We start from the raw sequence: 16,131 nt of genomic DNA, 5'->3' as shown, positions 1-16,131 counted from the left end.
CAGTCCCTGATTTTATGAAAAGGAGTAGCACATGGCAAATAAATTATATGCAATGGAACAGCTGACGGAAGAGGTGGCAAAAGATGTAGCTGTCAGTCCGCAGGAATGGATGCGGTTCCTAAACACTGCATCCAGACTGTACAAATACACTTTTCCAGAACAGCTTTTAATTTATGCACAGCGACCGGAAGCAACTGCCGTAGCATCCATGGAAATCTGGAATCAGAAGATGTACCGATGGATCAAAAAGGGATCTAAGGGGATTGCCTTGATTGACAATACTTCCGGACCGAAAACAAAACTTCGGTATGTATTTGATGTGCAGGACACTTATAAAGTGCGGAATCTTGGAAAGGATCCTCAGTTATGGAATCTTCCAGTAGAAGGAGAACATCTGGTGGCAGATTATCTGCAGGAGCAGTTATCACTGGAAGATACAGAAGGAGGACTTGCTGAAAGTCTGCATCAGGCAGCGAAGGAGAGTATGCAGGAATGGCTTCCAGATGCATTGGAAGAACTGAGACTGGATGTGACAGGGACATTTTTGGAAGAACTGGACGAACAGAATCAGGAAGTAGAATTCCGGGAACTGATGACCAATAGTGTCTGGTATGTATTACTAAACAGGTGTGGACTGGATGTACAGGAATATCTGGATGCAGAGGATTTTCGGCATATTACGGACTTTAATCAGCTGAAAGTATTAGGACATCTGGGAAGTGCAGTCAACGAGATCAGCAGACCAGTTCTGATGCAGATTGGACGATATGTTCTGAATGATCTGGAAAATGACCTGAAAACGGTTGCAAAAGAAAAAGAAGTAGCTTATAATGAATTTAACACGTTAATTCGTGAAAGCAATACAGATAACACAGAAGATAGAGAAGAAAAAAAGGAGGAAACAGACTATGAGAGAGATCAGTTACAGCCAGAACGGAGAGTATCAGATTCCAGATATCAGCCTGGAAGAGACGAGAGGAACCATCGGCAAGTACGGAATGATGCGGAAAGAGTATCTGAGAAATCACAAGGTAGCCAGGTTCAACATTCTGACACTGCAGAACCGTCTGGACAGTCATCTGATGGAGATCGACAGCCAGGCAAGACAGAGAGTAGACGACCTGATGAACGAACTTCTGGAGAAAGATCCGGCACCGGACAAAATGGCAGACGGGATGGCATGGACCAGACACATGAACCAGATCAAGGCACAGGCAGAGGAGCTGGTGATTCAGGAGATTATTTACAGTTAAGTCTGTTCCCAACAGAAGAGGAACAGTTAGGAGAAATAAGGAAAGCGGCAGCTGCATTGGAACAGCCAGCCGCTTTTCTTATTTCCGATGAAGTGGTAAATGATATTCTCCGCACGGGAAGCGGACAGAAAAATACACTGTTTCATATTACAGCAAGACTGATTGAAGGTCTGGATAATGAAGAAATGCGGAGTTTTCTGAAAGATGAATATGGAACTGGTGGCAAAGGATTTACCATAGATGGTCAGAAAATCAGTATCTGGTATGACAATGATGGTATCCGTATCCGGCGAGGGGACTCTGCCAGAAGAAACTTTGACCGCATGGTTACGTGGGAAGAAGCAGCGAACAGAATTCGGGATATGTATGAGGATGGAAATTACGTGGATAATTTGATTTCCAATAATGCCATTGAACAGGAGCAGGAAGAAATGACAGATCTTCTTGCACTTCATTTTCGGGATACTTGCAGAAACTGGGAAAAGAAACAATCATATTCAGACTGGCAGGATGTAGTGAGTGGAGCATGGACAGATCAAGAGGAAGCAGATGCGATTGTCTATCGTTTTGAATGGCTGCAGAAATATATGGATGAGAATCCGGGAGATTATCACCGCTGGGAGATTCAGCATAATCCGGAATATTTCCAACGCTTTCAGGATCTTCAGAGGGAGCGTTCCTGGGTAGACCAGAAATTTACGGTCGAACGTCCGGCACTATCCTTTATCACACAGGATGAAATTGACGCAGTGTTAAGAAGAGGCGGCATTACTGCAGGAGGACGTAACCGAATCTATGAGTATTTCATGGAACATCATGATATGAAAGATGCAGCTGAGTTCCTGAAAAATGAGTATGGAACAGGTGGTTCCTCACCCGGAATACCAGGAGCAGATGCTTCCGACGCATCCCATGATGCAAAAGGATTAAAACTTGCAAAAGGGAAAATTGGCAGTCCAGAGGTAGAAGTTTTATTAAAGTGGAACAAGGTTGCAGAACGTGTTCGCCAGTTAATCCGCACAGATGATTATTTGTCACCGGAAGAAATGGAAAAGTACGAAGAACGACAGGAAGCACAAAGACTGGCAGATTTGGAAGAAGCACAGCAGATGTTAGGAGAACAGCTGGAGCAGGATACTTTGACAGCGGAAGATATAACTGATTTGCGATTAGTTGATTCAGAATATATGTCTGGTACCAGAACAAAAATCCACGATTTTGATTGCAAAGTTAAGGGAGAAGCGAATCGACTTCAATACACATTAGAATATCATGATGATGGAGAAGGTTTCACGATTCATACGGAAAAAGATGATATTTGGAATCTAATGTCAACACAAGAATTGGAACGTCTGGATGTAAAACTCGGACAAGAAGTACTTTATTATCATTATCACAACAAAACTGTAAATGCGGATACTTTAGATGAATTACGGGAAATCAGGGAAGAAATTATGGAGGAAGAGTCCTCGTATTTTACTGCTATTTCTCAACGTGTGTGGACAGATTATGATAAAAAAGAAAAAGAATTATCTGGAGAAGTTGAGGTATCGGAAGAAAAAGAATCTTTGGAAGAGATTAACGGAATATCAGAAACGATTCCAGCAACGAACTTCCGCATCACAGATGATGAGCTTGGACAGGGTACAGCAAAAGAAAAGTTCCGTGCCAATATCATGGCTATCCAGTTGTTAAAGAAATGTGAGGATGAGAATCGCAATGCAACACCGGAAGAACAGGAAATCTTATCCAGGTACGTTGGCTGGGGAGGTCTTGCAGATGCATTTGATGAGACAAAAGCTGCATGGGAGACAGAATATTTGGAATTAAAGACGGTTCTTACACCAGAGGAATATGCTGCAGCCAGAGCTTCCACCTTAAATGCTCATTATACACAGCCGATTGTGATTGAAAGTATGTATCAGGTGTTGGAGAATCTGGGATTTACAAAAGGAAATATTCTGGAGCCGTCTATGGGAGTTGGTAACTTCTTTGGAATGCTTCCGGAGAATCTAAACCAGTCCAAACTCTATGGTGTGGAACTGGACAGCATCAGTGGTAGAATTGCTAAACTTCTCTATCCAGATGCCAATATCCAGATCAAAGGCTTTGAGAAGACGGATTATCCCAATGATTTCTTTGACGTGGCAATCGGAAATGTGCCATTCGGTGCATATAAGGTCAATGACCGTCAGTATGACCGCTACAATTTTATGATTCATGATTACTTTCTTGCCAAGACTATAGATCAGTTACGTCCAGGTGGTGTAGCTGCGTTGATCACAACAAAGGGAACTATGGACAAGGCATCACCGGAAGTCCGGAAATATTTGGCAGAGCGTGCAGACTTGCTGGGGGCAATCCGACTGCCGAACACAGCTTTTAAGGCAAATGCAGGAACAGAAGTCAGTGCTGATATTTTGTTTTTCCAGAAGCGTGAGAGTTTCACAAAAGAGATGCCAGACTGGGTGAATTTGGAGAGTGATGCAAATGGGATTACCATTAACAAGTATTTTGTCGATCATCCGGAAATGATTCTTGGTGAGATGAAAGAAGTGTCCGGTCCGTATGGTATGGAAACAACCTGTGCTCCAATAGAAGGAGCTGTTCTGGAATTACAGTTACAAGAAGCTGTAAAACACATCAAGGGAAGCATGGTACCGGCAGTAGATGTGGAGACAGAACTGGATGAGATGCCAGAGAGTATTCCGGCAGATCCAAATGTCCGAAATTACAGCTATACGGTGGTAGATGATCAGGTATATTACCGTGTCAATTCTTTGATGAATCAGGTGAAAATGCCTGCAGCCACTGCAGAACGTGTAAAAGGCATGGTTGCAATCCGTGATACCGTTCGTGAGCTGATCGCCATGCAGATGGAAGAATTTGTCACAGACGAAGAAATCCAAAAACAGCAGGAAAAACTGAATCAGGTGTATGATACCTACACAGCAAAGTATGGAGTTATTGGAAGTAATGCTAATAAACGGGCATTTTCTGATGACTCTTCTTATTGTCTGCTGTGTTCCCTGGAAGACTTGAATGAAGATGGAACATTGAAGCGGAAAGCGGACATGTTCACCAAACGAACCATCAAAAAGGCGGTTGCTGTGACAAGTGTGGAGACAGCCACAGAAGCACTTGCTCTGTCTTTAAATGAAAGGGCGAAAGTAGATCTCCCATATATGGCACAGCTGACCGGAAAGACCGAAGAGAAAATTACAGAAGAGCTGGTTGGAGTTATCTTCAAAAATCCACTGACAGACCAGTGGGAAAGCGGAGATGAATATCTCTCCGGAAATGTTAGGGATAAATTAAATACTGCGAGAACTTTTGCAGAGAATCATCCGGAATTCACATCGAATGTGCGTGCACTAGAGGCAGTTCAGCCGAGAGATCTGGAAGCATCGGAGATTGAAGTGCGTATTGGAGCTACCTGGATTGAACCTTCGGATTATCAGGATTTTATGCAAGAAACATTGCATACACCATGGTATCTGCTTCAGAAAGAAATACAGGTGAAATTCTCTGAGGTAAATGGTGAGTGGAGGATTACAGGAAAGAATGCCGACAGTCCCCAAAATGCGTTTGCCTATGCAACGTATGGAACTGAGAGAGCAAATGCCTATAAGATTCTGGAAGATACCCTGAACCTGAAAGATGTACGCATCTATGATAAGAGTGTCAATGAAAATGGTGATGAGATCCGTGTCCTTAATAAGAAAGAAACTATGCTGGCATCACAGAAGCAGGATGCCATGAAAGCAGCATTTAAGGACTGGATTTTTAAAGACCAGCAGAGACGAGAGAGGCTGGTAAAAGTGTACAATGAACGATTTAACAGCATCCGTCCCCGTGAATACGATGGCAGTCATTTGACTTTCCCAGGAATGAATCCGGAAATTGAACTTCGCCCACATCAGAAAAACGCTGTCGCACATCAGCTTTATGGAGAGAATGTGCTTCTTGCTCATGTAGTAGGAGCTGGAAAGACCTACGAAATGGTAGCGGCGGCAATGGAGAGCAAACGCCTGGGATTATCTCAGAAAAACCTCTTTGTCGTTCCAAACCATTTGACGGAGCAGTGGGGTGCAGAATTCCTGCAGTTATATCCGGGTGCCAATATTCTGGTGGCAACGAAGAAAGATTTTGAACCGGCAAATCGAAAGAAGTTCTGTGCCAGAATCGCTATGGGAAATTATGATGCTATTATCATTGGACATTCCCAGTTTGAGCGTATTCCAATCTCTGATGAACGTCAGGAAGCCATGTTACGGAAGCAGATTGATGATTTGGAAATGGCAATTCAGAGTGCAAGGTATGAACAGGATGGCGGACGTTATACCGTCAAACAGATTGAAAAGACCAGAAAGACACTGCAGACAAGGCTGGAAAAACTGAATCAGAAAGAGAAAAAAGATCAGGTAGTTACGTTTGAAGAACTGGGCGTGGATCACTTGTATGTAGATGAAGCACACAGCTATAAAAATGCGTTTCTTTATACAAAAATGAGAAATGTAGCCGGGATTGCACAGAACGAAGCACAGAAGTCGGCAGATATGTTCAATAAATGTCAGTATCTGGATGAGATTACCAGAGGAAAAGGCATTACCTTTGCTACGGGCACACCGATCAGCAACAGCATGACGGAATTATATGTTATGCAGCGGTATCTGCAGAACAGCAAACTGCAGAATATGGGACTTGGATTGTTTGATTCTTGGGCTTCCACTTTTGGAGAAGTTGTCACGAGCATCGAACTTGCACCGGAAGGGACAGGGTATCGTGCAAAATCCAGGTTTGCTCGATTCTATAATATCCCGGAACTGATGAATATGTTTAAGGAGATTGCAGATATCAAGACTTCCGATCAATTAAAGCTTCCAGTGCCGGAAGCGGAATATGAAACAGTGGTGTTGAAACCAACGGAACAGCAGAAAGAAATCGTAGAAAGTCTGGGAGAACGTGCAGAAGTTGTCAGAAACGGAGGGGTAGATGCCTCGGTCGATAATATGCTAAAAATCACCAATGACGGAAGAAAGTTAGCATTGGACCAGCGTTTGGTGAATGAATTATTGCCAGATAATCCAGAAAGTAAAATATCAGTTTGTGCAGAGAAAAGCTATGAAATATGGAAAGACACAGCAGCACAGAAATCCGCACAGTTGATTTTCTGTGATTTGAGCACACCAAAAGGTGATGGCAGTTTCAATGTTTATGATGACTTGAAGCAAAAACTGATGGAGAAAGGTGTACCGGAAAAAGAGATTGCTTTTATTCATGATGCAAATACAGAAGCAAAGAAGACGGAGCTGTTTGGAAAAGTGAAATCCGGGCAGGTTCGTTTTTTGATTGGTTCAACAGCAAAGATGGGTGCAGGAACCAATGTGCAGGATCGTTTGATTGCCCTGCATCATCTGGATATTGGCTGGAAACCGTCTGACTTGGAACAGAGGGAAGGACGTATTATCCGTCAGGGAAACCATAATAAAAAGGTTCATATCTTCCGGTATGTAACAGAATCCACTTTCGACAGTTATATGTGGCAGTTGATCGAGAACAAGCAGAAATTCATTTCCCAGATTATGACGAGCAAAGCACCGGTCAGAAGTTGTGAAGATGTGGACGAAGCGGCGCTGTCCTATGCAGAGGTCAAAGCACTTGCAACCGGAAATCCGGCAGTAAAAGAGAAGATGGCATTAGATGTGGATGTGGCAAAATTAAAGCTTTTAAAAGCTAATCACATGAATAACCAGTACCGCCTGGAAGATGACATTGCAAGGAATTTTCCGCAACAGATTGCAAAACTGACGGAGATTATTGCCAGCTACAAGGCAGATATCGCTCATTTTTCTGAGCATAAAATTACAGATCCAGAGCAGTTTTCTATGGAAATCAGTGGCAAAGTGTTCACAGAAAAGAAAGAGGCAGGTGCGGCACTTCTGGCGGTCTGCAAAGACATTAAGTCTGTAGATGCAGCTATGGACATTGGAAGCTATCAGGGATTTAACATGAGAATCCAATTCGACAGCTGGAGCAAAGAGTTTATCCTGTCTGTAAAGCATGAATCGGTAGCTAAAGTTCGGTTGGGAGCCGATGCTCTGGGAAATATCACTCGTATCAATAATCTTTTAGAAAGTTATCCGGAAAAACTGGCAGAAGCAGAACAACGGCTGGAAACGGTACAGGAGCAGATGACAAATGCCAAAGAGGAAGTCGGGAAGCCATTTCCAAAAGAAGAGGAGTTGAACCAAAAACTGGAGCGGTTGTCAGAATTAAATGCACTTCTCAATATGGATGAGCGGGAAGATACAGAAACAGAGCAGTCGGAATCAAAAGAGAAAGAAGAAAGACCGGCAAGAGGTTCTATCCATGAGAAACTGCAGATTTATAAAGAAAAGAGTCAACGGGAAAGTGAAACTGGCAAGGAAACCAGAAAACGGGACTTCGGTTTGGAATAAGTAAACAGGAAAGATGGCATAATTTGGTAGAAGAAGGCTCTGCCGGTTATGCCATTTTTTTGAACACAGGAGGAATTTGAATGGCGAGAATTATGATAACAGGCAAAGAAACGCAGAAAATGCGGGAATATACGCAGGAACAGATAGACCGTGCAGAACACATGGGAATAGAGATTCCAGCGGATGTAAAAGAACAGATTTTTGAATATGCAAATCTGATTGGCGAGGAAGAGAAAGTAAGGACGTTGGTAAGAAATCTGACAGATGCAATCAATCAGGCAGATGAAGATAAAGTAGAGGAACTTCTGGATGATGCAAAAATGGATATTCAGGACTTACCAGATCCAACCATAGGCAAGCTGGAATTACGTGACTATGGATATACAGCAGAGGATATGGTACCGCTCAGAAAAGAAGCAGCCTTGGATTATCACAGAATGGGTTCTAAGATTTATTGCCTGGACAGTGATGGTGGCAAAGGAGAGTATGCAAGTAAAGAAATGATACAGACGCATGAAGGTCTGTTTGGCATGGAATTACAGATGTGGGAACGGATAAGGGATCAGGATCTGGATTATGCCGATGAAGATGTGGGAGCATTTCAGGAGCCTATGAGTGTCATTGACCAGGAAGAAGCATTGAAATTATACGATGCCGGAGCAGATATCTATCTGATTACTAATTTTTCATCACCGGTCTATGTCACGGAACGCAAGGAAATCGAACGAGGACCGGAGCATTATCAGATGTCCATGGCAGAACGGGAGCGTTTTCGTAACCTGGAATGGAAAATGCACAAATATCCGCAGATTCAGTCTTTGAAAGAGGCAAACCTGTTGTTAGGAACAAGGCGAACCTTTGGCATTTATCAGATCAAGGATGATTCACCGGGTGAAAACTATGCATTTATGAATATGAGTTTTATTGAAAGTCATGGTATGCAGATAAAAAAAGAAGATTATAAGCTGGTCTATGTTGGAGAATTACTGGGAAATACGTCACTGGATGATATTTTTGAAAGGTTCAACATTGACAGACCGAAAGACTTCCGTGGGCATTCCCTGTCTGTCAGTGATATCGTAGTTTTGAATGATGGGGAAAAAGTAACAGCTCATTTTGTAGACAGTATCAGTTTTGAACAGCTAGATTCTTTCCTGAATCTGGAAGAACAGGTTCTTAGTGAACTGGCATATGAGGTAGCAGAACGTTACTTTGCTATTCAGAGAACAGAAGAAGGATATGATTATTCCTTTTACGATGAAGATTTCCGCCTGATGGATGGTGGCGTCTATGAAAATGGTGAAATTTCTATTGAAGAAGCGGCAGAGGAACTTCTGGAAGACGAAGGCTGGACTGGAGAACGCATCCGTGGGGATTATGATCAGTTGATGGAAAAAGTGGAAGAAATGGATGAGGTTGTAATGGCAGAGATTCAGAAAAGCCAGGGAGAATATAAGCCATTGGCAAAGGTAGAAGAACTGGAAGAGGCAAATTATAACATGATTGATAATGTCCTCAATAATATGCCACCGAAGAAAGAACCGTATCTGGAATACTTTGCGGCAGAATGCGATGAGTTCCATGATATGGGAGCTTATGAAAAAAGTACCGATGTTAATCAGATAGCTGCAGTCTATGAAAAATATAGGGAAAATCCTGAAAATGCCTATCGAGTATGCAGTATGGGGATTATCTATCGTGATCCGGAAGACAGTTACTACGATGATGCTGAATTTGCAATCGTAAAAGGAAATACAGTACTTGGAAATCTGATGGACGATGTTCGATTTTATGGAGAACTTGCACTGGTACGGGAAGGGATTGAGAAAATTCATGAAGCATTGCCGGACTATAAGTACGTACCGATGCGGGATGTTCGAGAAGCAATGTATCCAGAGAAGATGACTACAGAACAGCTGGCAGAGGCACTGGATGAGATTGCAGAAGCATTTGATCCGTATGAGTATCGAGATAATGTGGAGATAGGAGAAAATACGGTACAGGAAGTGATGCTGGATTTGCGAAGTGGAAATATTCATTCCTATATTTCGTATCTGAAGGATATTGTAGACGAAGAATGTGACCAGTCTGTGCGTGCAGGTGTATTGATTGAAAGACTGAAAGCTTATGAACCGGAACTTCCCAAAGATATGGAACCAATGGTGTATGTAAACTTCTGTGAAGAGAGTAATCTCATGAATCCAAGATGTCAGAAGTTATCCGAGTTAGATGCAAAAACAGCAGAAATGGATAAAGAATGGTATGCAAAACGTGATCCGAAGACAGAGGAACCTAAAAAAATCGCAAAGATATATGTGACGGTATATTATGCGGAAAAAGGTGAACAGATGCTGCATCATTTCAAGAAATCAATGGATATTGGAAATGGACATGGCGGTATTGTGAGTCAGTTAAAGTATGATAATGAAATGAAGCTTACAGATGAGTATTGGATCAATTACCAGAAAGGCAAAGGAAGTGAAGAGTTCCAAAAGTATATGGAAGATCTGACAGATATGCAGAACCATGTGCTTCCGTATCTGCAGAGCTTTCGCAACCTGGAAGAACAAGGTGTGAAGGAGAGACGAGAACAGCAGATAGCGGAAAGAAATGAAGGAAGAGTAGATGAGCGAGTAACAAGTACCGAAGCGAATGCAGTGGTTAAGGATGCAGGAAAGACAGATAGAAAAACGGCGCAGCAGAAGCAGACGGTAGATGGAAAAGATAAGAAATTATCCATTCATGAACGGCTTGAAATCAATAAGAAGATTATTCAAGAAAAACAGGGAAAAGATAAGCCTGAGAGAGGAGCTGATTATGGTGTGAGATAATTGAAAAAAGGAATGGAAGTTACTGTTTTGGTAGCTTTCATTCCTTTTTTGACGTGAGAGAAGAGTTATTTTTGATTAAATAGATTGTTACATTCGTCTATAATAGCTTCAACTGTGCGTACCTGTGATGGTGTGAGCTTGCGGAGCTTATCTGAGAGAATCAACAGATCCTTATCAATAATTTCACCAGTGAGCAAATAGTCGGCACTTACTTCTAAAGCAGAGGAGATTTTTAACAGATTTTCAGGTCTCATTGCCCGTTTTCCTGATTCCGCATAAGAAACAAACTGGGTAGTGACATCACCTTTTTCTGCAAGTGCTTCTTGAGTGAGTCCCAGCTTTTTTCGACGATCCATAATTCTTTTTCCAATTTCCTGTAAACATAATTCGCTATCCGACATTAGTATAAAACATCTCCTCTCGTATTGTTAAATTATATCCACAATCGATGATAAAAATAATCGCCTACCGTTGACTAAAATCAACAATACGATATATAATTGGAGATAAATATTGAAAAACCGTGGATACATAACAAGTAGAAAAAGTAGTGTATGGGAATACGAAAAAGCGAACAGCTATAATGAAAGAAAATGAATTCTCAGGAGGACTATGATTATGGAACAGATGGATTTTTCAATAGAGCTATCAGAAAGTGAGATAGAAAAATTTGCAGATTATCTATACCAGAAAGAAAATGCAAAAGCAACAATCAATAAATATATGGCAGATATAAAAAAGTTTTTATCTTTTTTGGCAGATGATAAGCGGATCAATAAAAAAGTATTGTTGCAATATAAAGAATGGCTTGCTCAAAAATATGCTGTCAATAGTGTTAATTCAATGCTTGCCGCCTTGAATCAGTTCCTGGAATTTTTGAATGTAGGAAAGCTGAAAGTGAAAAGAATAAAAGTGCAGAAGCAGCCTTTTTTACAGGATCAGAAAGAATTGACAGAAAAAGAATGCAGGAAATTGATTGCAACAGCTATGGCAGAAGGAAAAGAACAGCTTGCATTGTGTATTGAAACAATAGCATGTACAGGAATTCGGATTAGCGAAATAAAATTTTTTACAGTGGAGCGTGTAAAATCTGGAAAGATAGAGATTTATAATAAAGGAAGTATAGAAGGATTTTTTTGCCGAAGGTATTGCAAAGGAAACTTCTTTCCTATTGCCATAATAACCAAATAGCAGAAGGTTGGATATTTGTCACGAAAAATGGGAAGTTAAAAGACAGAAGTAATATTTGGAGAGAAATGAAACGATTAAAAGAAAAGGCAGGAGTAGCAGAATCAAAAATATTCCCGCATAATTTTCGACATCTATTTGCAAGAATTTATTATAAAGTGACAAAAGATATTACAGGTCTTGCTGATTTACTTGGACATAGCAGTATCAATGTAACGAGAATATATACAGCAACTACAGAAACAGTGTTCCAAAAGAAGCTGGATAAGATTGTCGAACAGGAAATATTGGAATGTACAACATAATATCTGTTATGTTGTTTATGGACAGATTAAGTTTCGTACGATATAATGTTAAATAACACCCTGCTATCTGTTATGCTGTTCATATTACATAGTTCCTTTCTGATTTTTTGGTAGCTGTGCCCTATTTAAGTACCGCTCTTGGTAAATTGGCTATAATCTTTATTATTTTTATTGCTTAAAGTTATCTTTTAGAGGAAATGAATGACTTGCAGAAATAGGGTAGAACAGGTTAATAGAGGCACTGTACAACATAACAGATATTATGTTGTATTGATTTGGCAATGGATAAGGAGTAACGATGGGATATACTGTAAGAAAATTACTTGAATCAGAACAATTTCCAAAAATGAAGCTGCTTTGCGGTGAAAAAGGTCTAGATTTGGAAGTGAAAGGCATTCGAATAATCGAAATTGAAGATATGGAGCGATACCTGACGGGTGGTGAAATACTCATAACCAGTCTTCAGGTATATTTATCATGCAGTGATCGAGAAGTAGAGCAGCATTTTGAAGATTTAGTTAAAAGTGATATAAGTGGATTCATTGTAAAGAAAAGAAAAGAATATGATCCTACAGGACGCAGATTGAGTTTATTAGAAAAACACTGCAAAAAATATGAAATTCCTCTGGTAGAAATTCCAGGAGATTTATATTACTGGGGAATTATCCGTCATGTTATGATGCAGGTATTCGATAAAGACACTGCACGCTTAAAGTATTTTAAAATTACACATGATAATTTTAATACGTTTATTTTAAAAAATAATGGATCAAGCAATACAGCAAGTGATATTATCAAATTTTTAAGCATCATGATCGAGAATCCTGTTGTATTGTATTATGGTAATCTTAATTGTATGGTTTCAACAAACTTGGACAACTCCAAGTTAATATTGTCAGATGAAATTCAGCCATATAAACCCAATATTATTACGAAATTTCAATATATGAAGCAGATGAAGGGAAGCCGTGTTCAATATGTAGTGAAATTTGCCATATTGAATGAGGTGGAAATATATATAACAATAACAGAAGAAAATAGAGAACTGATAGAACTTGATTATATGGCAATCGAAAATGCGATTATTAACTTGCAGTATGGATTTTTGAGTGAATTTGCACAGGATGAAGTGAAAAAGAAGTATCAGAGAGATATTATCCATAATATTCTGAATGGATTACTGAGTTCGAAAGAAATGACTGAAGCGGCAGCACAGCTCGGAATGAAAGAAAGCGATACTTACAGGGTTGTTGATTTTCATACCATCACAAAAAATGTACAAAGAAAATATACAAAAGAACAGCTTCACGAAGTAGGTGTTATCGAGGGTGAATTGATGCATCTTTTGCCGGATGCGCTTATTTACAGAAATATGGATCAGATTGTTATGATTCAACAGGTAGATTCCAATCAGACAGAACTGGAATATCAGAAAGAGATGGAAGAAATAGAGGAGGTTATCCAGCGAAGCATCCTTTATAGAAAGAAAGATACAGACTTTCAGATTGGTATAGGAAAAAGTGTGGAAGGGTATCAACGATTGAAAGAATCTTATTACGAAGCAAGTCAGGCTATCAAGTATATTGAGATTATCCGCCTGGTGACTGGTGATAAGAATAAGTCAGTAGTACATTATTCGAACCTCGGATTTTTCCAGATATTCGGCAAAGTTGATGATATGACGGAATTGGAAAGATGCATTCCGGAAACATTAAAGAAATTATATTTATATGATGATGAACATAAGGGAGAATTGATTACAACCTTGCAGATGTATCTTAGAAATAACCAAAGCATCAAGAAAACTGCAGGTGCAATGTTTGTTCATTATAGAACGATATCTTACAGACTTGAAAAAATAAAACAAATTTCTGGAATTAATTTTGACAATGCAAATGAAGTGCTGGCAGTCAGTAATGGTCTGATTATTTATAAAATGTTAAAAGAAATAGAATAGAAAAAGAAAGAGAAATCGTGTTGAGGCATGGTTTCTTTTTTTTTGAACGAAGTTCATAAAAAGATATTAATGGAGAATATCGATACAATGGAACAGATTTTACAAAAAAACGGATAAATATTTTCATTGATTGTACATTATATTAACCGGTTTCAATCTGTATAATTGGGAAACTGATGAGAAAATATTTCAGGAAAAGAATCACTGCTACAGAGGATAGTATTTTTTTGATACAAACTAAGACCTTGCAGGGTTTAGATTAGAGGGATAACGATGCAACTAAAAAATTCAACAGATTACGCAATTAGAATTGTGTGTTACTTAGCAGCACAGGAACGATGGTATCTACATCAGAATTATCACGGAAGCTAAATGTTTCTGCTAATTATGTTCCTAAAATAGCGAAAAAACTGAAAAATGCAAAAATAGTCACTGCCTGTGAAGGTACAAATGGTGGCTATATGCTGGCAAAACAACCGGAGAACATTTCTTTAATGGATATTATATCGTGCGTAGAGGAAACAATGGCAATTAATCGTTGTTTGGAAGAAGATCGATTTTGTTCCAGAAATTTAGAAGATACCTGCAAGATACATAAAATATTGTTGAGTTTGCAGAATACATACAATAATAAATTAGAGAGTGTAAAGGTTTCAGACGTTATTCGCCCTGGAGAAGATGAATATTTTGGACGATTTTATGTTGTATTAAAACTGAACTTAAAGGAAAAAAGCTACGAGTGTGTGTATTCACATATCCGTGAAGTGTACGAGAAAGTAAGAAAAACAGAAAGCTATGAAGAGTTCATAAGCCAATATGTAGAAAGATACGTGTATGCTTCTGACAAAAAAATGGTTCATGACTTCTTATCAAGTGAAGGATTAGAAGAAAGACTAGTTGATGGATGTGAGGAAAAAGATCTTCCGTATCGCAGAATTACTGGAAAAGATAAGAATGCATATGTTTGGATGGAAGCAAAAAATATATAGATGCAAATGAGAATACTGCAATTATTACCTTACATAATGAGAAAATTGTCCAGAACACAGTTATAAAGATGGAACGAGAACTCATAAAAAAAGAACAAGATATGACAAAGCAGTATTGGGATATGGTATCACTTTTAACTACTGTATTGAATCATAATCATTTAGTTGAAGTAGGGTACCAAGATGACATCAGTTTCTATACGAAACAGGTATATCTTCAATTGCAGAAAAAATATCCAGAATACGGGATTACGGATGAAGAAATTGCGTCAGTAGCGCATTTGGCACCGATTCATGATATTGGAAAGATAAAAGTACCAATTGAAATTTTAAATAAAAATGGAAAATTGACGGATGAAGAAATGAATGTAGTAAAGCAACATCCATTAGTAGGTGCAGCGATGACCCAGAGATTCCCAGAAGGGATAACAACGGAAAAGCTGAACCAGTATAGCTATGAAATATGCAGACATCACCATGAAAGATATGATGGTTCAGGATATCCGGACGGTTTGAAAGGGAATGCAATTCCAATGTGTGCACAGGTCGTTGGGATTGTGGATGCTTACGATGCATTGATCAATGATCGTCCATACAAAAGGAAATATGAACCGGAAGAGGCAATCCAGATGATTTCAAATGGTGAATGTGGAGCGTTTTCAAATCAGCTGATGCAATGCTTTCAGGAGGCAGCAAAGCAGCCAGAGTGGTTAAAAGTAACAAAAAGTCAAGCATGACAGAAGATTTGAGGCGATTTTGTGAACAAGAAATTGAGTGTTTTAAGACGAATTACAGCAGTTGTTCTGTGCGTTACATTATTATCTTCGCAAGTCGTAGTTGCGAATGCTGAAGATTCAGAAAGAATGAATGTGCAGACCAATAGTGAAATTACAGATATATCGGAACAGGATGGTTTCGGCAGTGATACATCTGAAATATCTGATATCACGGAAAGTGATATTCCTGATTCTTTTGAAGGAGAATCAGAGCAAAATACAGATATTAGTACTGAAGTAACAGAGAAATTTGGTAATTCTGAAGATCAAGGATTTACAGATGGAGAAGAAACAATTATCGAGGATGAAAACACCTCAGATACTTTGGAAGAAGCAAATCCAGATTATGAAGATGGAAAAATATGTATCTA

The 16,131-nt window shown here is 39.5% G+C and carries 9 protein-coding genes; 8 read left to right on the top strand and 1 reads right to left on the bottom strand.

Going from position 1 to position 16,131, the window contains the following annotated elements:
- Nucleotides 1-31: 31 nt before the first annotated feature.
- Nucleotides 32-7,714: a DEAD/DEAH box helicase family protein gene (locus DWZ60_RS14580; RefSeq protein WP_119221946.1), complete on the top strand. Its 7,683-nt coding sequence runs from the start codon at nt 32-34 to the stop codon at nt 7,712-7,714.
- A gap of 80 nt (nt 7,715-7,794) precedes the next feature.
- A complete protein-coding gene (locus tag DWZ60_RS14575; protein ID WP_119221944.1) occupies nt 7,795-10,545 on the top strand; it encodes a YodL domain-containing protein in 2,751 nt (916 codons plus the stop codon).
- Between the two features lie 65 nt (nt 10,546-10,610).
- On the opposite strand, the gene DWZ60_RS14570 is transcribed toward DWZ60_RS14575, so the two are convergent.
- Nucleotides 10,611-10,946 (bottom strand): helix-turn-helix domain-containing protein, encoded by a 336-nt coding sequence (locus DWZ60_RS14570; protein WP_118225508.1) that lies wholly within the window; start codon nt 10,944-10,946, stop codon nt 10,611-10,613.
- 217 nt (nt 10,947-11,163) lie between these two features.
- On the opposite strand from DWZ60_RS14570, the gene DWZ60_RS18410 reads away from it, so the two are divergent.
- The 6 genes from DWZ60_RS18410 to DWZ60_RS14550 form a co-directional block, all read left to right on the top strand.
- Nucleotides 11,164-11,736 carry a tyrosine-type recombinase/integrase gene (locus DWZ60_RS18410; RefSeq protein ID WP_243038350.1) on the top strand — a complete coding sequence of 191 codons (573 nt, stop codon included), beginning with the start codon at nt 11,164-11,166 and terminating at the stop codon, nt 11,734-11,736.
- On the top strand, nt 11,682-12,038 hold the full coding sequence (locus DWZ60_RS18405) for a tyrosine-type recombinase/integrase (RefSeq protein WP_243038349.1): 357 nt from the start codon (nt 11,682-11,684) through the stop codon (nt 12,036-12,038). The genes DWZ60_RS18410 and DWZ60_RS18405 overlap by 55 nt, the downstream gene beginning before the upstream one ends.
- 298 nt (nt 12,039-12,336) lie before the next feature.
- A complete protein-coding gene (locus DWZ60_RS14560; protein ID WP_119221942.1) occupies nt 12,337-13,995 on the top strand; it encodes a PucR family transcriptional regulator in 1,659 nt (552 codons plus the stop codon).
- Nucleotides 13,996-14,333: 338 nt separating this feature from the next.
- Nucleotides 14,334-14,984, top strand: coding sequence for an RrF2 family transcriptional regulator (locus DWZ60_RS18400; protein ID WP_243038348.1), 651 nt, complete (start codon nt 14,334-14,336; stop codon nt 14,982-14,984).
- Entirely contained in the window at nt 14,960-15,721 is a 762-nt protein-coding gene (locus DWZ60_RS18395; RefSeq protein ID WP_243038347.1) for an HD-GYP domain-containing protein, read from the top strand. The genes DWZ60_RS18400 and DWZ60_RS18395 overlap by 25 nt, the downstream gene beginning before the upstream one ends.
- A 21-nt stretch (nt 15,722-15,742) precedes the next feature.
- Nucleotides 15,743-16,131 (top strand): hypothetical protein (locus DWZ60_RS14550; protein ID WP_147397757.1); only part of this gene is annotated, 389 nt, incomplete at its 3' end.

The organism is Blautia sp. AF34-10 (assembly GCF_003477865.1).
GTDB classification, from domain to species: domain Bacteria; phylum Bacillota; class Clostridia; order Lachnospirales; family Lachnospiraceae; genus Fusicatenibacter; species Fusicatenibacter saccharivorans.
Note: the sequence above shows the minus strand (reverse complement) of the source record. Positions and strands in the feature narration are given on the sequence as shown.